Below are 19,747 nucleotides of genomic sequence, written 5' to 3' on the forward strand. Positions count from 1 at the left end.
TAAAGTTAGTTTGTCTAGCATCTAAAAATAAAAATTGACGTTTCACGTTGTTTGTTTCGTTCAGTTTTCAAAGAACTTGTCTGCCACTTCAGAAGCGACTTCATCATATTAACATCTTCATTTTTCGATGTCAACTACGTTTTAAAATTTCTTTTTTGTCGTTTTCTGCGTTTCCGCGTCAGCGACGTTTATTAATATACCATCATGATTTTTAAATAACAAGTGTTTTTTTAAAAAAACACAAAAAAATATCCATCCTACTTTCTTCTATATAGAGACACCTCCTCCCATCTATGGAAAACAGCTATTTAAATTGTATACCAATACACTCTAGTTAACCAAACTGTATTTCATAACCCCTTCCTAGATTTTCATTCGCTTCTATATTAAAGCCCTGATCATTTACTTCTCTATAGACTAACAATATAAAAAACAAATCAATCCAAACTAAAAAAACAGATTCACCACTTCCTACATAAAGCAAACATGCCGATTTTTAGTTTTGTTCCTCCACACAAACTATTAATTGAACGAATCGGTTGTTTACAGACAGCTCGATTAGGTAATAGTCTTATCGCTCGGCGAATAGCGGAATAAATAACGAAATTCCAACAAAAACATTAACTTAAGATTATTGTTAGAATTTTTTTACATTTAATTAATGAAAAATATCCATTTTTTGTTATATAGTAAGGAAGGACGTACTCAACTATAAATAAACCAATGGAGGAATTACTTTATGGATAGGTTAACAAAGTTTTCATTAAAAAACCGCGCCGCTGTTATCATCATGGTTTTTCTCATTTCCGTACTTGGCGTTTATTCCGGATCTAAATTACCTATGGAATTTTTACCAAGCATCGATAATCCAGCAGTCACTGTCACAACCTTATCTCAAGGACTCGACGCTGAAGCGATGACAAAAGAAGTAACTGATCCCCTCGAAAAACAATTTCGCAATTTAGAACACATCGACAGCATCACCTCTTCTACGCACGAGGGGTTATCACGTATCGATATCGCGTATACATCCAAAGCAAACATGAAAGACGCAGCACGCGAAGTTGAAAAGGCCATTAACACAATTAAATTACCTAAGGATGCAACTAAACCCATAGTTAGCCAATTAAATACTTCTATGATTCCACTCGCTCAAATTGCTATCCAGAAGCAAAACGGATTTTCAAAAGCAGATGAAAAACAAATCGAAAAAGAAATCGTACCACAACTCGAAAGCATTGATGGTGTTGCCAACGTTATGTTTTTCGGAAAATCAGCCTCTGAATTATCTATCATACTAGACCCAAACCAATTAAAAGATAAAAACGTAACAACAGAACAAATATTAAAAGTTTTACAAGGAAAAGAAACTTCTACTCCAGCTGGAGCAATTACCGTTAATAAAGAAGAATATAACCTTCGTGTCATTGGGGATATAAAAAATGTAGATGATATTAAAAACATAACCGTTGCACCTCAAGTAAAATTGCAAGATGTTGCTCAAATCGAACTTAAACAACACTACGATACAATCTCGCATATAAACGGAGAAGAAGGAACCGGATTAATCATCATGAAAGAGCCAAGTAAAAATGCAGTTGCAATCGGAAAGGAAATCGATAAGAAAATCAAAGATATAAGTAAACAATATAAAGATCAATTTTCTATTAAACTTTTAGCCTCAACTCATGAGCAAGTTGAAAATGCTGTTACTAGTATGGGCAAAGAAGTAATTCTTGGAGCAATTGCTGCAACTCTAATTATCTTAATCTTTTTGCGTAACTTCCGAACGACACTCATCGCCGTTGTCAGTATTCCATTATCTATTTTATTAACACTCTTTTTACTACACCAATCTAACATCACACTTAACACCTTAACGCTCGGTGGTTTAGCAGTTGCAGTTGGACGTCTCGTTGATGATAGTATCGTTGTCATCGAGAATATTTTCCGTCGTTTACAAAAAGAATCTTTCTCTAAAGATATTATTCTCGATGCAACGAAAGAGGTCGCCGTCGCAATTACTTCTTCTACTTTAACAACAGTCGCTGTTTTCTTACCTATCGGCCTCGTATCAGGAGTAATCGGAAAATTAATGTTACCTATGGTATTAGCAGTTGTATATTCTATACTATCATCCTTAATCGTTGCACTAACAGTTGTTCCACTTATGGCTTTTTTACTACTCAAAAAAACAAAGCACAAAAAGCCAAGTTCTTCACCACGATATGTTGCTACATTAAAGTGGGCTCTTTCGCATAAATTCATTATTTTACTTACTGCTTTTTTATTATTCGCAGGATCGATTGCAGCCTATGTATTACTACCGAAAGCGAACATAAAATCTGAAGACGACACAATGTTATCTATTAATATGACTTTCCCAGCTGATTACGCTCCTGAAACACAAAAACAAAAAGCCTTCGATTTCGAAAAGAAATTACTTTCTAATTCGGATGTAACAGATGTTATTTTACGAATGGGATCTAGCGCAGAAGATGCACAATGGGGGCAAACGACAAAAAATAATCTTGCCAGTATATTTGTAGTCTTCAAAAAAGGCTCTGATATTGATCAATATATTAAAGAGTTAAAGAAAGAACATAAAGCTTTTGAGCCTGCTGAACTAGATTATATAAAAACGAGTTATTCAAGCTCTGGTGGTGGCAACAATTTGCAATTTAACGTAACAGCAACTAACGAAACGAATTTAAAAGAGGCTGCTACTATCGTCGAAACAAAACTAAAAGATATGGCTGCTCTCTCTAAAGTAAAAACAAATTTAGAAGACTCTAAGAAAGAATGGCAAATCCATGTTGATCAAACAAAGGCCGAACAACTAGGCTTAACACCAGAATTAGCAGCACAACAAGTAGCATTCCTTATGAAGAAATCACCTATTGGTGAAGTTTCAATCAATAATGAAAAAACAACTATTATAATAGAACACAAAAAAGAAAACATCACTAAACAAGAAGACATTTTAAACACAAACATACTATCACCTATCAATGGACCAATTCCTTTAAAAGACATTGCAACTATTTCAGAAAAGAAACTTCAAACAGAAGTCTTCCATAAAGACGGAAAAGAAACGATTCAAATTACTGCCGAGGCCTCAAATGAAGATTTAAGTAAAGTAAGCGCAGAAGTAAACGAAACGATAGCTAACTTAGACTTACCTAGCGGCGCAAAAGTAACTATTGCAGGTGCAACTGAATCTATGCAAGAGAACTTCACAGATTTATTCAAAATTATGGGGATTGCAATCGGGATTGTATATTTAATTATGGTTATCACCTTCGGACAGGCGCGCGCTCCTTTTGCAATTTTGTTCTCCTTACCATTAGCTGCTGTTGGCGGTATTTTAGGATTAATCATTTCAGGAACACCCGTTGATGTAAATTCCTTGATCGGCGCATTAATGTTAATCGGGATTGTCGTTACAAACGCGATTGTATTAATAGAAAGAGTGCAACAAAATCGGGAACACGGAATGGAAACAAGAGATGCCTTACTAGAAGCGGGATCCACTAGATTACGTCCAATCATTATGACAGCTATAACAACAATCGTCGCTATGCTCCCTCTCCTATTTGGTCAATCGCAAGCAGGAAGCATGGTATCAAAAAGTCTTGCCGTCGTTGTCATCGGTGGTTTAGCAGTCTCAACCGTTCTTACATTAGTAGTCGTTCCAGTTATGTATGAACTATTAGATAAAATCGGGAGAAAAAGACGCTCTCGTAGAAAAATAAGCGCTTCCACAGAAACACCTGATATTTAAAAGAAAAGCGTTATCTTCATGAATGAAGATAACGCTTTTCTCTACCTACTCATATAATCCATCATTTTTTGAGCATATCGCTCTAGAGGTTTATCAGAATCTACAATAAGATATTCAGTATTCGAAGGTCTCTTATTACCATCTAACCACTTTTTAAAAGCTACTTCCGAATCCACTTTTCCAATCTGACTGGCCATACGTTTACGTGTTTGCAGCCTATGATTAATCTCTTCCATATCATTAAGGTAACATTCGATATATTTATATTTTACACCATGTTTATTAGACAATTTTATTCCTTTTTCAACCATCCCTTCATATAGACACGGACTATCCAATATAACACTATGCCCTTGTTCTAAATAAGAATCAATCAATGCCCATTCAATATCGTATGATACTCCTCCAACAATTGTCGATTCAACCCCTTTCATTTCTAATGATTGTAACAATGCCGATTTCAAAACGTCATGATCTACAATTACAGCACCTGTTAACTTCGCTATATACTTAGAAACTGTCGATTTTCCCGATCCAGGAAAACCTGACATTTGTAGAAAAAACAAATTAACTTCTCCTCTCATCTGTACCTATTCATCTATATAATCAATTACAAATTCAACAATCATTACATCCATTCCTTCTATATTAAAATACAAAAAGAACTCTCTACTTATAAGTAGAGAGTTCTTTTTGTATTTTATGCTGCTTTTACCTTCTTCGTCGTTTTACTTTTTCTTTTCGTTCCTGTAAAACGCTTATGCAATATAGATGCTACCAAGCGCGAAATAACATTGAATAGTAATACCATAATAATTAATACAGCTGCAGATTTTGTCGCAATCAACTTTGCATCCGGAATAACTCCTTCAGAATTTAACTTCCAAATGTGAACCGCTAACGTTTCAGCTGGTCTAAATGGATTTAGAGGATGGGCAGGACTTGAGAAGTCCGCTGCTGAATTTAAAATCGGGGATGTTAAACCCGCTGTGTAAATTAACGCTGCCGCTTCACCAAATATACGACCTGCCGCTAAAATAATACCTGTAATAATTTGCGGTAATGACGACGGAATAATGATACGAGCAATTGTTTGCCATTTCGTTGCACCTAATCCAAGACTTGCCTCTTTTACATTATGAGGCACTTCTGAAATCGCATTTTCACAAACACGTGTTAAACCTGGTAAGTTTAAAATAGTTAAAGCAAGAGCACCGCCCATTACTGTGTATCCCCAACCTGTCATGGTAACGAACACTAACAAACCGAATAAACCAACAACAATCGAAGGTAACGACGCCATTGTCTCAATACATAAACGAACAAAATTTAAAAAGCGCCCTTGTTTTGCGTACTCTGCTAAATATATTCCAGCCCCTAACCCAAGAGGAATAGATATAACAAGCGTTATAACAAGCATGTAGAAGGAATTGAATAACTGTGGACCAATCCCACCACCAGCTCTTGTATTACTTGGTTCTCCAAACAAGAAATCAGGATCCCAAAATCCCCATCCCTTTTGCAGAATTTCAAACACTAAGAATACTAGCAGAGCTACAACTAAAGCTGCAACTGCATAAAAGATACCTGTCCAAATTTTATTTACCGTTCTTGCATTCATTATTATCGCTCACCTCTTTGCCCAATCGCTCGAATTACTAAAATAAACAGGAATGAAATAACAAGTAAAATCATCGCTAAAGTCCATAGCGCATTATTCCAAGCAGTTCCGTTTAATGTATTTGTCATGTCCATTGTCAAAATACCAGTTAACGTCGCTGTCGGGCTATATATTCCTTCTGGTAATTTAATTGTGTTCCCGATTACCATTTGAACCGCTAATGCTTCACCAAAAGCACGCGCTAAACCTAAAACAACACCTGTTAAAATCCCTTTTTTCGCAGCAGGAACAATCACTCGGCTAACCGCTTGCCATTTCGTCGATCCTAGACCATAAGAAGCTTCTAAATAATCAAATGGAACAGAGCGTATTGCATCAGAAGCGATACTAGCAATAGTAGGTAAAATCATAATACTTAATACAACAATACCCGCAATTAGACTAAATCCCACTCCCCCGAACGAATCACGTAATAGTGGCACTAAAATCGTAACCCCTAATAATCCGTATACAACCGAAGGAATACCAACTAATAATTCTAAAACGGGCTTCAATACTTTATTTCCAAACTTTGGCGAAATTAAATTCATGAATATAGCAAGAGCTATAGCAATTGGCGCACTAATAATAACCGCACCTAACGAAACCACCGTTGAACCTACAATAAAAATCAAAGCCCCGAAGGTTCCTTCGTCAGCATTTGGATTCCATTTTGTCGATGTTAACATCTCAGTAAATGAGATACCACTTTGTGTAAAAGATTGAATACCTTTACCGCAAATAAAAGCAATAATAGCTAATGTAATTAAAACAATAAAAATACCACAAAACGTAACAAGCGATCTTCCTATATATTCACTTTTTACGTAATTAATTTGTTTTTTCCCCTTCATCACAGGTCAGACCCCACTTCATAGATTGAAATGAACAGGACTGGCCTTGCAGCCAGCCCCATAAAAATTTATTACTTATTTAATTTAGACATTGGGATGTAACCCATATCTTCTACTTGCTTTTCAAAGTCTTTGCCTTTTACATAATCAATGTAAGCTTTCGTTGCTTCTTTCGCTTCACCTTTTGTTACCATGTACTCGTAAGACCAGAATGGATATTTACCAGACGAAATGTTTTCAACTTTTGGTTCAGAACCATCAATTTTCACTGTTTGTAGCGCACCTTTTTTATCGCCAACCATGTAAGACATTGCTAAATAACTTACTGAACCTGGAGTAGAATTGATCGCTTGCTCTACTGCACCGTTAGAATCTTGTGTTGTACCAGTTCCATCGTTAATTTTCGCTTCTTTCATAACTGTCTTTTCAAATGTAGCACGTGTACCAGATGAAGCTGGACGGTTAATTACGTTGATTTTTTCATCTTTCCCGCCTACCTCTTTCCAGTTTGTTACTTTCCCAGTGAAGATATCTTGTACTTGTTGCACTGTTAAGTTATCAACTTTTACATCATTATTTACGACAAGCGCGAATGCAATACCCGCAACCTTGTTATCTACTAATTCTTTCGCTTTTTCAGCATCTTTTATTTTATCCCCTGATGGAACATCTGAATTACCAATTTGTACTGCACCCGATGCTACTTGGTTAATCCCAGTTCCACTACCGCCGCCTTGCACTTGAATAGAAACTTTTGAATTTTTCTCCATGAATTTCTTTCCAGCTTCCTCCGCAAGAGGTAGAAGAGCTGTAGAACCAGCTGCTGCAATCGTACCTGATAATTCTTGTTTTGTATTATCGCTTCCTTTAGCAGTTTCTTTACTAGCTGTATCATCTGCTTTCCCACATCCAACTAACGCTCCTGCTACCACTAAAGCCGCTAAAGAAAATTTAATACCTTTTTTCATAACCATGTCTTGTACCCCCATTTGGATTCTCACTTTTCGAATTCATTTTCTTTCGAACACAAATTCATTGTAGGACAACAATATTATGTGAGTGTTAAGCAATTTTTAATTTTAAGTAAATGACGATAATAGCCCTTAAAAGCTAGGAATCCCAACATTTATAGTTAAAGAACCCAACAAAATCCACACTAATTAAGCAGTAATGTAAATTTATTCTTAACAATGTAAATTCAATGTAAATGTTTTTCGCTCTTTTCCCCTTTTAATTAAAAATACATTTACAAATACATTGTATCTTTTAACTTTTACACTCTTACTTTATTTACATTCAACAGAATTTCAGTAATATTTTTTAGTACAACTAAATAAATTGGAACAATTCTAAAAATAAATGAATATTTTTAAAGTACCAATTGACAGCATCATCCAATGTAGTCTACTATATTATTAACAAAAAGTTTACCTAAGGAAACTTTTTAAACTTAAACAAACAATATAGAGATGAGGTAACTTTTATGGTATCGGCTAATACAAAACCACTTTCCGAGTTTAAGACAGGAGAGTTTGTACAAATTGAGAAGATACAATTAGAAGGAACTATGAAACGACGTTTATTAGACTTAGGATTTATCCCTGGGGCAACAATTAAAGTATTACAGCGCAGTCCGCTTGGAGATCCGGTCGCTTATCAAGTAAGCAATACAACTATCGCACTACGTAAGGAAGAAAGTTCCCTTATTTTCGGGGTATTAATAGGAGATGATTTCAGATGAGCAAACATCGTATTGCTTTAGCTGGCAACCCGAACACCGGGAAAAGTACATTATTTAACACTTTAACAGGCTTAAAACAACACACTGGAAACTGGACGGGAAAAACTGTTTTAAAAGCTGAAGGGGAATATGAACATAACGGAAGTAAATATACATTAATAGATTTACCTGGAACTTACTCACTATATTCAAATTCTGCGGATGAAGAAGTAGCAAGAGATTATATTATATTTGAAAAACCAGAAGTAACTGTAGTTGTTATAGATGCAACTGCAATGGAAAGAAATTTAAATTTAGCCCTCCAAGTGATGGAAATGACAAGCAATGTAGTCATTTGTATTAATTTAATTGATGAAGCGGAGAAAAAAGGCATCGTTATTGATGAAAAGAAATTAGCAAAATCGCTCGGTGTACCTGTAGTTAAGATTTCTGCTCGTAACCGAGTAGGTATTGGGCATTTGCTAAGTGTTATCGCTAAAGTAGCAAATAAAAAATTAATTCCAACACCAATTAAAATTTCTTACAGTGAAAAAATCGAAAATATGATTCAGGAATTAGAACCACAAATTTATAAAGTGTTCGGTGATACGTATCCAGCACGTTGGATTGCGTTACGTATATTAGATGGAGATAAAAATTTCTTAACTACACTTCAAAAACACCATAATGAACCACTTGTAAGGGAGGTCGTAATGAATGGAATCTCACTCAGCCAGTAAAGCTCTTCCATTAGACTATATTATTCAACATGCACAAGCACTCTCAAAAGAAGATATACGAGATGATATTGTCGGAGATATTTATCGAACATCTGCAAGCATATGTAAAGAGTCTGTTCAATATACAAATACTGATAAATTGTATCGTTCTGAAAAACTAGATAAAATTTTCACATCTCCAATCTGGGGATTTCCAATTATGCTCGGTATTTTATCTATTATTTTTTATCTTACAATTGCAGGTGCTAACGTACCATCTGATATGATTGCTGAGTTTTTCGGATGGGCCGAAGGATATTTAACATCTTGGTTCCAGGCAGCACATGCACCCGAATGGCTACATGGCATTTTAATACTTGGTTTATTCCGTGGTATCGGTGCTGTTATTAGCGTTATGTTGCCACCTATGGCAATCTTTTTCCCTATGTTCGCACTATTAGAAAACTACGGATATTTACCACGTGTCGCTTTTAATATGGATCGCTTATTTAAACGTTCCGGTGCACATGGCAAACAATCTTTAACAATGGCAATGGGATTTGGTTGTAATGCAGCCGCTATTATGTCAACGCGTATTATTGAATCACCACGTGAACGTATGCTTGCAATCTTAACAAACAACTTCGTTCCTTGTAACGGTCGCTGGCCTATGTTAATTTTAATGGCTTCATTATTTATGGCTGCTGGTTATACAGGTAGTATGCAAACATTAGTTACTGCTGGCGTTGTAGTTGGAATGGTTGTAATTGGTGTTATTATGACATTAACTGTTTCTTGGGTACTATCAAAAACAGCTTTAAAAGGTGTGCCAACTCACTACACTCTTGAGTTACCACCGTACCGTAAGCCAAAAGTTTGGAATACAATTGTACGTGCAACACTCGATAAATCAATTTATGTTTTAAAACGAGCTATCGTTGTAGCTGCCCCTGCGGCTGCATTAACTTGGTTACTAGCTAATATTTTCATCGGTGACACAAGCTTACTTATGTATTTTGTAAACTTCCTAGATCCATTCGCTAAAATGTTAGGACTTGATGGATTCATTTTAGCTGCGTTCATTCTTGGACTACCAGCGAATGAAATTGTTATCCCGATTTTATTAATGTCTTACTTATCAACCGGAGCTTTAACTGAAATAGATGATTTTAACCAAATTAAAAATCTATTCTTAGAAAATGGCTGGACTTGGTTAACAGCGTTAAACACAATGTTGTTCTCACTTCTTCATTTCCCATGTGGAACAACACTGGTTAACATATATAAAGAAACAAAAAGTGCAAAATGGACATTCTTATCGTTTGCAATCCCTACCGTTATCGCCATTGTTGTGACATTCCTCTCTACACAATTGGTACATTGGTTAGGGCTTTTATAAGCAAAGCATACATAGAAGGTATCCCCCTTCACATTTGCTTTGCGCGAAAGAAACCTGAAATCATTCAGGTTTCTTTTTTTGTGCATCAGTATTCCAAGGCTGTGCTCCATACGTTGTGAGTTTCTTATGAATAAAGTATATGGCTCCCGGAAGAACTGCCATTAATATCGTGCAACTAATCCCTAATCCAGTAAACAACTTACATCACCTTATTTCACTCTTTTCGGTAAGGCGGAACCTGAATGCTCAATTGTCGGGTGAACATGAACAGTAACCTCCGCATTACTAAAGTAATTTTCACCTTGATCCCAATTCTTATCTATCTTCTTCCATTCTTTATAATTATGCCGCTTATATACTTCTCCTAACGCTAATACATCTACCTTATATTTTTTTTGAACAAGCTTAATCGATTTTTGGATACGCTTCTCCATTTCTTCCGCAATGGTTTTCTTTAATCCCTTTTCATTCATAATTTGTTTATGATCACTAAAATGTAACTCTGCTAAAGTCCCTTCCAAAGATAAATGGATATCAAACTTCGGTTTTGTAGCATTTTCCGTAGATACTTTAATCTTTCGGCGCATCTTATGAATTTCGTATGTAACAAGCTGACCTTGTTTACGGATAGTAAAGAACCCTCCAATTTTTTTACCTATTACATAATTCATTCCTAATGTTTCTTCTCCATTCAAACTGCCTACACACTTATTATCTTTTCCACGAAACAACGCTGCCCCGTTCATTTGTACCCCCTGCTTTGTTAGTTCTAGAATAGGTAATACGAAACTTCGGTTAGCAATCATTTTTTGCTGTACCTCACCAATTCTTGCAGCTTCAATCATTTGGGCATTTTTCGGAGGATGCTCAGCTAACATATCAATATACTGCGCCGGTAAGTTCTCAGGCTTGGCACTCTGCTTTAAAATAGCTTCTGCATTTTTCTTAGAAACGAACAAACGAATATTTCTTCTCATCTCGTGATCACGAATATATACATCTAACGTATTTTGTAAAACATATGGATTCGCTAATAAATCTTTAGAAAAAATTATCACTTGTATGTGCGGAAAGAATAATGAGCGACTAATTTTTTTAGAGATAATTCGTATTTGCTCAAAGACACTATCTGCTTTCGCACTAACATTAATATAATTCTCACTATCTCGACCGCTTTGGCCACCTTGCTGCGCTAACTTACTGGGAAGTACCATCTGATACGTCCCTTTCATAATTGGATTTGATTTCTTTTTTTTCACAATATCATAGGCTGCACCTACTACAAATCCCCTTTCTTCTATTTCTTCTAGCTCAGAGCACCCACTAATAGATCCAGCTAAAACCATAACCATTATGATTTTAAGAAGGTGTTTCATTTCCACCATTCCTTCTTTTTATTTTATATACAATTAAAACGAGCAAAGGCGCTAACACAACAAATCCCATATCTATCCAAGCTAAATAAGTTCCGTAATGTGATAATGAATCTAAATTACTCGGTATCATATTCATCATAAAAATAATAGGAGCACTTACGAAAATAAAAATATGTTTCTTCACTTTCGGAAACATAGCACAAAACAATAAAGATGCGACGTCATAATACATTGCTGTAGTGTTATAAACAGTAATAATCCAAGTAGTAAAAAAAATGGCATCAAATCTTTCTAAAAAACCTCCACCAATTTCAATTTCTTTACCCAATTCAATTGTTGGATACGTCAATCCACGGATTGTCATATACGAAAAAACGCTAATACAAGTTACATAAATTAAAATGTATGACAGCACATTTACCATCACTGCTTTTGCAACTGCCATTGGCGCTTTTTTCGCTGTCTTATCGTTCAACATCACAGCATAAAACAGAGCTACCTCAAATCCGATAAATGTGAAAATAGAGTTTTTAACTCCTACAGCATATTGACTTGCGTTCGTTTGAAAAGCTGGTAGTAAATTGTTTATTTCCATTAAATTTATATTCAATAAAGAAAGCAACACTATCGCAATGAGCACGATAGGTAAGAATAGAACATTTAACCTTACTAAAGCCGCTCTCGATCCTGCTACTCCATAAATAACAACTAATAAGAAGAAGAAAGAGAGTAGCTGTATTGGTGTATCACTAAATAAATATGTTTGTGAAATAATTGCAATCATTCGTGACTCATATGCTGTCAAAGCAGCAAACGTTACTACTAAAATGCTACTAATTGTGTATGCAACAGGCTTTGTCAAATGCGTACTCGTATATTGAACAAAGTTTTGTTTCGGGAATAAAATAGCTATCCTCGTTACAAACCAACCTAAAACTGCACATATCAATCCACCCAGAAGCAAAATAATCCAACCGTCTGAAAATAAAGTTTGGTTAGCGATATCTCTTGGCATAGACAATGCTCCTATACCAATAATTGTTGAAGATACCGCAAACCCAATTTCCCGAGATCCAATCTCTTCATCGCCATACTCAAATGGTTTCAATTACTCTCGCTCCTTTGGACGTAATGTAGCGTCTTTCGTTTGTAAATATTCCGGTCTCTCTTTCAACATCGATTTTGGCATACGAATAAGTTCTTCTTTCCAATCTTTATAAAATGCAGGAGCGATAGGCGTTGTATACGGCACCCCGACACTCTTCAAATTCGTAATATGAACCGCAAGTGCAATAAGAGCTAAAATAATTCCATACAAACCAAAAGCAGTCGCCGCTAAAACAAAGACAAAAAGTAAAATCCGAAACGTAATCGTAATACTATATACAGGCAGTGAAAATGTAGCAATAGCTGTAACCGCAATAATGATAACTAAAAACGGATTTACAATTCCTGCGTTCACCGCTGCTTCTCCGATTACAAGACCACCTACAATCCCAATTGTTTGCCCCATCGGTTTCGGCAACCTAATTCCCGCTTCTCGTATTAACTCCATCGTTAATGCCATCATTAACGTTTCTATATAAGCTGGAAACGGAACACCTTCCCTGGCTCCAGCGATTGAATAAGCCAGTTTAGAAGGGATAAGTCCTTGGTGATATGATACGAGAGCTACATACATCGCTGGCATTAAAACTGCAACTATGCCAGAACCCATCCGCAAAATTCTTAATAAAGTCCCAATTACCCAACGCTCATAGTGATCTTCCACAGATTGAAAAATATCAACGAATACTAACGGAGCTATAAGGGCAAACGGTGATCCATCCACCAAAATAGCAGCCTTTCCTTTCGCTAATGAGGCCACAATATTATCAGGCCTTTCCGTATTCAAAAACTGCGGGAACGGTGACAAATTATTATCTTGAATTAATTGCTCAATCGTACCCGTCTCAAAAACGACATCTGTCTCTATTGATTGAAGACGCCGATCTAACTCTTTTACAATGTAAGGGTTAATAATGTCTTCTATATATACTAACGTCACTTCTTTTTGGGATCTCTTCCCCATAATATAAGATTGAAACCTCAGCTTCGGGTCACGTAAAGTACGGCGAATTAACATTTTATTCACGTTAATATCTTCATTTAACCCAATCCTCGGTCCACGTATTAAATCTTCTGTTACCGGCGGTTCTAAACTTCTTTTTTCCCACGCTCTACTATTAATCACGATAGCGGTTTGAATATTATCAATTAATATAACTGTATCTCCCGCTAAAATCGCATTTATAATATCCGGAAACGTTGTCTTCTTACCAACTTCCGCAATAGAAATAAAGCGATCCAATAACGTTTGAACAACAGCTTCTTCTTTTTGTACTTCTTCATATTGAAGTGTACGAACTACATATTTATAAACATTATCCTTATCTGTTAACCCACATAAAAAAATAACCGCACAGCGTGTAAAACTACCAGCAAGGGCAACTTCCCTAATTGTTAAATCATTAGGCGAACCTAACTCATCCCTAATTTCTTTCATAACTTCAAATAAGTTACCTTTTAACTCTAACAATTCCCCCACCTAACTTCCTTTTCAACAAGTTTTTAGTTAGATTCCGCTAATAGAAGAAAATATATACAAAAAAGAGCTATCTCTTTTCAAAGATAGCTCTAGCACACGGATTACTTTTCTACTATTATATTGTCTGTCTTTATAGACACATTTCTCGTGAACCCGCTAACGATAAACATCACAATCATATTCATTAACAATGCGACTATACCTACATTTAAATCTTTTATATATTGAGGGAAAGCTGGAAACATCGTAGCTATAGTTGAACCAGATAAAGTAATATATGCGACCACTAACAACCCAATCCCCATCCCTGCAATTGCCCCTTGCTTCGTAATAACTTGACGTGGAAACAAACTACATACAAGTGCAGGGAAAAGTTGTGTCACTATACTATATCCCATTAAAAGAAGTGCACCTATTGTTTCTCCACCTTTAAAAGTGAACAAAACAGCTACAAGCGTTACTACAGGCACAAATAATTTTGCCACTTTAGCAACTTGTCTATCTGAAGCAGATGGGACCATTGTTCGGTAAATGTTTTTTGCTAATAAAGTAGACGCCGCCATAACAAGCATGGAACCCGGAACTAATGCTGTTAATACTCCTGCACTACCAATAATCCCAATAAACCATGGATCAAATGTTTGAAGAGCGAGACGGAATAACGAAAGGTCTACATCCCCTCCCTTTAACCCTGGAACTTGCAGTATAGCAGCAAAACCTGCAAAGAATACGAAAAGCAATACTAAAGAATAAAGGGGCATGATCGCCGCATTTTTCCTAAATACTTTTTCATTTTTTGCAGAGAAAGCAGAAGCAAATGTATGGGGCCACATATAGAAACCGAGAGCTGTTAATACAATAGTAGAAACAAACCAAGAAATGCTCATCCCTTCATCAGGTAAAGATAAAAATCCTGGTTTCGCTGCTTCTACCGCTTCAAACATCGGCTGAAATCCCCCGTAATAATGGTACGGTAAATATATACCTAAAAACATAACGATAAACAGTATCATAATATCCTTCAAAGCTGCTGTCCAAGCAGAGCCGTGTATACCTGAAACCATTACATATATCGTTATAACAATTGCACCAATCCACACTGCAATAACCGGTGATACCCTTCCGTAAGATGCTTCCGAAACGATAATTCCTAATCCTTTTAACTGTAAAACAAGGTATGGAATAATCGAAATAACCCCAATGACAGAAACGATAATGCCAAGTGTCTGACTCTTATATTTCTTCACAAAAAAATCTGGCTGCGAAACAAGATTATGCTCTTTCGCATACTTCCAAACTGGCGGCAATAAAAAGTAAGATAAAATATAAGCTAGTGCACCATAACCTAAAATATAGAAAGTAGGTGCTCCTTTACTATACGCCCATCCACTTCCGCCTAAAAATGTAAACGTCGTATAAATTTCACCTGCCATAAGAAGAAAAACAAAAATAGTGCCAAATCCTCTTCCACCAACTGACCATTGCTCTAAATTCATATCTTTTCCATGTTGTGCCCGAATTCCTAAAAATAGTGCAAGAAACAAAAATAATATAATGATAAGTAATGCGATCATTTTACATCCCCCTTATTAGCAGGATCAAATACGTACACAAGTCCCATACAAAGAGACGTAATGAGCACCGATAATAATACCCAAAACAATAAAAATGGCATCCCTAATACGTAAGGAGTAACTGAATTAGCAAATACAGGTCCAATAACTAAACAAAAAACTGGAATAAGCGCTAATACGTGTATTTTCTTCATCTCATTCTCCTTTACTTATAAAATTCATAATGGATGATACAAAGACTTCCACGCCAATCGGTAATGCATCTTCATCAATCGTAAAACGAGGATGATGGTGAGGATATATAATTCCTTTCTCGTTATTTCCCGCTCCGATAAAAAAGAATGTACCTGGCGCCTTTTGTAAAAACGCTGAAAAATCTTCTCCAGCCATCGTCGGCTGTAAACGAGTAACTTGCTCTCTTCCATAAAGCTGTAATGCTGTTTGCTCAATAATCTCTGTAACTTCATAATCATTTACTACTGGTCGATATCCATATTCATAAGAAAATGTATATTTCGCCCCGTAAGATTCCGTCACATGCTTCACAATTCGTTCAATCCTTTTCTCTGTTTCTTCTCGCAACTCATGTCTTAAACTCCGCACTGTCCCTTCAATCTCCGCTTGTTCTGGGATCACATTATGGGTTGTCCCAGCATGAAATTGCGTAACAGATACTACAAGGGGATCTAATGGATTCGTGAGGCGAGATACAATGTGCTGAAGTTGCGAAACAACTTGTGTACCGATTGCAATGCTATCAACCGTTTCATGAGGGATTCCAGCATGTCCACCTTTTCCTTCTATCGTAATTTTAAAAACATCTGGGGCTGCCATTGCAGGACCATAAATTACACCTATTTTACCAACCTCTAACGATGCCCAAAGGTGAGCACCAATAATATAATCCACACATTCCATTACACCCGCTGCAACCATTTCCTCTGCACCGCCAGGAAAGTTTTCTTCTGCATGTTGGAAGAGAAAACGAATCTCTCCTTTAATCTTCTCTCTTTCTTCTACTAACTTATGTACGACCCCAAGTAATATCGCTATATGTCCATCATGGCCACATGCATGCATCACACCTGGATATGTAGAAATAAAATCAAACTCATTTTCTTCATGAATAGGAAGCGCGTCCATGTCAGCACGAACCGCGATGGTTTTACCAGGTTGCTTACCAATTAACCTTGCCATTACACTATATTTAGTAGGTCTTGACACTTCTAAATATGGGATTTTTTGAAGTATATCGAATACAAACTGTGATGTTTTTTCTTCTTGAAAAGATAACTCTGGATACTTATGAAAATGCCTTCTCCACTCAATTAATTGATTTTTCGATAAAACCAGTTCCTTTGCAACATCCATTTCTCTTCGCCCCTTCTTCACCAAGTTAAATGTTATTATAGCGTGAATCATTAACTTTTAAAAGAATCTTCTGAATTCTCAGTTATAATAACTTAAAAATAAAAAGCCATCAAAAAGATGACTTTTTCAGTATTATAAAATAGTAATCGCTTGTTTCCCCATTTGCTCCCAAGCTTTCTCAAACTCTGCTCGCGGAACAGCAAAACGCGGATTATTTTTAAGTGGATCATTTACATATACAAAGTTTTGATCATACCCAACTATTACTACACTATGTTCATAATATGTAATTTTCACTTCGCCAGAGCTTGTATTCCATGTTTCAAAACTACTCTCGGCTAGTGGCTTAAACGTTGTATTAATAATGACCCATACTGGCGAACCGGAACTAACTACTTTATACATATCTTGCACGTCTCTACCTGTTAAATTAACTACTTTTTCAGGAGCATATTTTTCTGCTAAATTAAAAATGGGTTGATTATATACACCATATCCTGGCTCTGTCTTCGTATAAATATTTCCAACGAACCCCTCATAAGGATTTCCACGTAAACCATTTTGTTCAAATGGAACACGATGAATTTCGCTAGCAAGTTGCATCTTATCTACTTGTATACCTTTGTATTGTAGCAACATAGCCAAACTTGTAACTTCACATCCACGAGGTAATTCTGGTAACTGCTTTATAAACGGAACATTTTCAATCATAGTCGCTTCTTTCATTTCAGATAAAAACTCTAAACGGAACACTTGCGCCTTTTGTATAATTTTATCTTTCCCTATAAAAAACGCGGCAGCAAATATAATTCCAAAAACAAAAAGATATTTTAACTTTTTCATTTTAAACAAAACTCCATTAATTATTATTTTACAGACATACCTCTTATCATTGTACCTTTCTTCTTACTAGTTTGCTAGAAAGATTCTATGAATTATTGTTCACACTTACATCGTTATAAAATTCTAATTATTTTTAATAAAAAGAAAAAACAATATACTTTTCTGAATATTTTTGCTAAAATCAAAATAATTAACATAGTGAAGATATCACCTTGTTAATAAAAACATTCTTAGAGTATTTAGTCATAGTTCGCATTTTACATACTCCATTCATTTCATAATAAATAAGCCGAGTATGTGTCACATCCCCCACTAATGATTAAAAACTCGGAATGAAAATCAATTCATACATACAAGAAAATAACGGGGTGAGGGGCATATGAATCAACAAGTAGAACAAACAGATTTAAAACGAACAATGAAAAGTAGACACCTATTTATGATTGCACTTGGTGGTGTTATCGGAACTGGCCTATTTATGGGATCTGGTCAAATCGTCCATAATGCCGGTCCTGGTGGTGCTATTCTTGCATTTTTAGTCGGTGGATTTGTTATGTATTTAACGATGTTATGTCTTGGTGAATTATCAGTTGCTATGCCAGAAGCAGGTTCATTCCAAAGCTATGCAAGCAAATTTATTTCACCTGGTTTTGGATTTGTTGTCGGTTGGATGTATTGGTTAAATTGGGCTGTTACAGTTGGGGTAGAGTTAACAACTGTAAGTATTTTAATGAAACGTTGGTTTCCAGACGTTTCTTCGTGGATTTGGTGTGTTACATTTGCAGCAGCACTCTTTCTTGTAAACGCATTATCAGCAAAAGCATATGCAGAAGCAGAATTTTGGTTCGCAAGTGTAAAAGTCGCAACCATTGTTATTTTCATCGTACTCGGTGGTGCAGTTATGTTCGGTCTACTAGACTTTAATGGAAAACCAGCGCCAATGCTTCACAATTTCACTGAAAATGGCGGATTATTTCCAAACGGTGCATTAGCTGTTCTTCTTACGATGATTACAGTAAATTACTCCTTCCAAGGAACAGAATTAATCGGAATTGCTTCAGGAGAAAGTGAAAACCCTGAGAAAACAATTCCAAAAGCGATTAAAAATACCATTTGGCGAACTCTCTTCTTCTTCGTCCTAGCAATATCAGTTGTTGTAGGTTTACTCCCATGGCAAGAGGCTAATCTAGTCGAAAGTCCATTTGTACTTATATTTGATGTGGCTGGTGTTCCATATGCAGCTGACATTATGAACTTTGTTATTATTACAGCAGTATTATCCGTAGCCAACTCTGGTCTATACGCAAATTCTCGTATGCTTTGGGCGATGGCAAAACAAGGAATGGCAAGTCCAGCTTTTACGAAGTTAACTAAAAAAGGAGTGCCACTAAACGCATTAATTTTCAGTCTAATTTTTGCAAGTTTGTCTCTATTAACAAGTATATTTGCGGCAGATACTGTCTTTTTAGTTTTAACATCTATTGCAGCTATGGCCGCTGTCGTAGTTTGGATGTCAATCGCAGCTTCACAGTTTTTCTTCCGTAGAAATTTCTTAAAAAACGGCGGGGACATTAATGATTTAAAATATCGCACACCGCTTTATCCAATCGTTCCAATCGTAGCATTCTCCCTCAATTTCATTACATTTGTTAGTTTAGCTTTCATTCCAGATCAGAGAATTGCTCTTTATTGTGGTATTCCATTTATGATTTTTTGTTACATTTTATACCAATTAAAATATAAAAAAGTTGTCACATTTGAACAACAAATAAATCTAAAAAAAGAAGTAAACTAAATATACAAAATATTCAGCTATCTTTCTTATCATAAGATAGCTTTTTTCTATTTCTTGGATATCTT

General features: G+C 35.9%; 17 protein-coding genes. 5 read left to right on the plus strand and 12 right to left on the minus strand.

What is annotated here, in order from left to right; all coding sequences use genetic code 11:
- The first annotated feature begins 739 nt into the window (after window positions 1-739).
- Entirely contained in the window at window positions 740-3,784 is a 3,045-nt protein-coding gene (locus RBB48_RS21270) for an efflux RND transporter permease subunit (protein ID WP_306008046.1), read from the plus strand.
- 41 nt (window positions 3,785-3,825) lie between these two features.
- Here the strand turns inward: RBB48_RS21270 and RBB48_RS21275 are convergent, their stop codons facing one another.
- From RBB48_RS21275 to RBB48_RS21290, 4 genes are all read right to left on the minus strand, one after another.
- A complete protein-coding gene (locus tag RBB48_RS21275; RefSeq protein ID WP_306008047.1) occupies window positions 3,826-4,350 on the minus strand; it encodes a P-loop nucleotide/nucleoside kinase family protein in 525 nt (174 codons plus the stop codon).
- Between the two features lie 134 nt (window positions 4,351-4,484).
- Window positions 4,485-5,405 (minus strand): phosphate ABC transporter permease PstA, encoded by a 921-nt coding sequence (pstA, locus tag RBB48_RS21280; protein WP_048562942.1) that lies wholly within the window; start codon window positions 5,403-5,405, stop codon window positions 4,485-4,487.
- A gap of 2 nt (window positions 5,406-5,407) precedes the next feature.
- Window positions 5,408-6,298, minus strand: a complete 891-nt coding sequence (pstC, locus tag RBB48_RS21285) for a phosphate ABC transporter permease subunit PstC (protein ID WP_000676675.1) — start codon at window positions 6,296-6,298, stop codon at window positions 5,408-5,410.
- A 71-nt stretch (window positions 6,299-6,369) separates the two neighbouring features.
- Window positions 6,370-7,272, minus strand: coding sequence for a phosphate ABC transporter substrate-binding protein PstS family protein (locus RBB48_RS21290; RefSeq protein ID WP_306008048.1), 903 nt, complete (start codon window positions 7,270-7,272; stop codon window positions 6,370-6,372).
- A 509-nt stretch (window positions 7,273-7,781) separates the two neighbouring features.
- On the opposite strand from RBB48_RS21290, the gene RBB48_RS21295 reads away from it, so the two are divergent.
- From RBB48_RS21295 to RBB48_RS21305, 3 genes are read left to right on the plus strand one after another with little or no spacing between them, the layout of a single operon-like run.
- Complete coding sequence (locus RBB48_RS21295; RefSeq protein ID WP_000252989.1) at window positions 7,782-8,039, plus strand: FeoA family protein; 258 nt, start codon at window positions 7,782-7,784, stop codon at window positions 8,037-8,039.
- Window positions 8,036-8,758 (plus strand): FeoB small GTPase domain-containing protein, encoded by a 723-nt coding sequence (locus RBB48_RS21300; RefSeq protein WP_046953769.1) that lies wholly within the window; start codon window positions 8,036-8,038, stop codon window positions 8,756-8,758. Before RBB48_RS21295 ends, RBB48_RS21300 begins: the two co-directional genes overlap by 4 nt.
- Complete coding sequence (locus RBB48_RS21305) at window positions 8,736-10,136, plus strand: nucleoside recognition domain-containing protein (protein WP_088061939.1); 1,401 nt, start codon at window positions 8,736-8,738, stop codon at window positions 10,134-10,136. The genes RBB48_RS21300 and RBB48_RS21305 overlap by 23 nt, the downstream gene beginning before the upstream one ends.
- 60 nt (window positions 10,137-10,196) lie before the next feature.
- Here RBB48_RS21305 and RBB48_RS21310 read toward each other — a convergent pair whose 3' ends face one another.
- The 8 genes from RBB48_RS21310 to RBB48_RS21345 form a co-directional block, all read right to left on the minus strand.
- Window positions 10,197-10,334, minus strand: a complete 138-nt coding sequence (locus RBB48_RS21310; protein ID WP_000493989.1) for a hypothetical protein — start codon at window positions 10,332-10,334, stop codon at window positions 10,197-10,199.
- An 11-nt stretch (window positions 10,335-10,345) separates the two neighbouring features.
- The gene (locus tag RBB48_RS21315) at window positions 10,346-11,512 is read right to left on the minus strand and encodes a Ger(x)C family spore germination protein (RefSeq protein WP_199695361.1); all 1,167 of its coding nucleotides are present in this window, start codon (window positions 11,510-11,512) and stop codon (window positions 10,346-10,348) included.
- Entirely contained in the window at window positions 11,496-12,620 is a 1,125-nt protein-coding gene (gene gerLB, locus RBB48_RS21320; protein WP_306008049.1) for a spore germination protein GerLB, read from the minus strand. The genes RBB48_RS21315 and gerLB overlap by 17 nt, the downstream gene beginning before the upstream one ends.
- A complete protein-coding gene (gerLA, locus tag RBB48_RS21325) occupies window positions 12,621-14,099 on the minus strand; it encodes a spore germination protein GerLA (RefSeq protein ID WP_097890002.1) in 1,479 nt (492 codons plus the stop codon).
- Between the two features lie 101 nt (window positions 14,100-14,200).
- Window positions 14,201-15,673: a sodium:solute symporter family protein gene (locus tag RBB48_RS21330; protein ID WP_088061933.1), complete on the minus strand. Its 1,473-nt coding sequence runs from the start codon at window positions 15,671-15,673 to the stop codon at window positions 14,201-14,203.
- Window positions 15,670-15,867: a DUF3311 domain-containing protein gene (locus RBB48_RS21335; protein ID WP_087983279.1), complete on the minus strand. Its 198-nt coding sequence runs from the start codon at window positions 15,865-15,867 to the stop codon at window positions 15,670-15,672. Before RBB48_RS21335 ends, RBB48_RS21330 begins: the two co-directional genes overlap by 4 nt.
- Before the next feature lies 1 nt (window position 15,868).
- The gene (locus tag RBB48_RS21340; RefSeq protein WP_088061931.1) at window positions 15,869-17,044 is read right to left on the minus strand and encodes an amidohydrolase; all 1,176 of its coding nucleotides are present in this window, start codon (window positions 17,042-17,044) and stop codon (window positions 15,869-15,871) included.
- A 132-nt stretch (window positions 17,045-17,176) separates the two neighbouring features.
- Window positions 17,177-17,887, minus strand: a complete 711-nt coding sequence (locus RBB48_RS21345) for a C39 family peptidase (protein WP_088061929.1) — start codon at window positions 17,885-17,887, stop codon at window positions 17,177-17,179.
- A gap of 379 nt (window positions 17,888-18,266) precedes the next feature.
- Between RBB48_RS21345 and RBB48_RS21350 the strand changes: the two genes are divergently transcribed.
- Window positions 18,267-19,682 (plus strand): amino acid permease, encoded by a 1,416-nt coding sequence (locus RBB48_RS21350; RefSeq protein WP_088061927.1) that lies wholly within the window; start codon window positions 18,267-18,269, stop codon window positions 19,680-19,682.
- Window positions 19,683-19,747: the final 65 nt, after the last annotated feature.

Origin of the sequence: Bacillus sp. MMSF_3353 (assembly GCF_030733445.1) — a bacterium.
Taxonomy (GTDB): domain Bacteria; phylum Bacillota; class Bacilli; order Bacillales; family Bacillaceae_G; genus Bacillus_A; species Bacillus_A wiedmannii.

Bases quoted from the DNA above. Each gene is read 5' to 3' on its own strand.
- RBB48_RS21345 (WP_088061929.1), bottom strand. From the start codon at position 17,887: ATGAAAAAGTTAAAATATCTTTTTGTTTTTGGAATTATATTTGCTGCC.
- RBB48_RS21270 (WP_306008046.1), top strand. From the start codon at position 740: ATGGATAGGTTAACAAAGTTTTCATTAAAAAACCGCGCCGCTGTTATC.
- RBB48_RS21315 (WP_199695361.1), bottom strand. From the start codon at position 11,512: ATGAAACACCTTCTTAAAATCATAATGGTTATGGTTTTAGCTGGATCT.
- RBB48_RS21295 (WP_000252989.1), top strand. From the start codon at position 7,782: ATGGTATCGGCTAATACAAAACCACTTTCCGAGTTTAAGACAGGAGAG.
- RBB48_RS21330 (WP_088061933.1), bottom strand. From the start codon at position 15,673: ATGATCGCATTACTTATCATTATATTATTTTTGTTTCTTGCACTATTT.
- pstC (WP_000676675.1), bottom strand. From the start codon at position 6,298: ATGAAGGGGAAAAAACAAATTAATTACGTAAAAAGTGAATATATAGGA.
- pstA (WP_048562942.1), bottom strand. From the start codon at position 5,405: ATGAATGCAAGAACGGTAAATAAAATTTGGACAGGTATCTTTTATGCA.
- RBB48_RS21350 (WP_088061927.1), top strand. From the start codon at position 18,267: ATGAATCAACAAGTAGAACAAACAGATTTAAAACGAACAATGAAAAGT.
- RBB48_RS21300 (WP_046953769.1), top strand. From the start codon at position 8,036: ATGAGCAAACATCGTATTGCTTTAGCTGGCAACCCGAACACCGGGAAA.
- RBB48_RS21305 (WP_088061939.1), top strand. From the start codon at position 8,736: ATGGAATCTCACTCAGCCAGTAAAGCTCTTCCATTAGACTATATTATT.
- RBB48_RS21335 (WP_087983279.1), bottom strand. From the start codon at position 15,867: ATGAAGAAAATACACGTATTAGCGCTTATTCCAGTTTTTTGTTTAGTT.
- RBB48_RS21290 (WP_306008048.1), bottom strand. From the start codon at position 7,272: ATGGTTATGAAAAAAGGTATTAAATTTTCTTTAGCGGCTTTAGTGGTA.
- RBB48_RS21340 (WP_088061931.1), bottom strand. From the start codon at position 17,044: ATGGATGTTGCAAAGGAACTGGTTTTATCGAAAAATCAATTAATTGAG.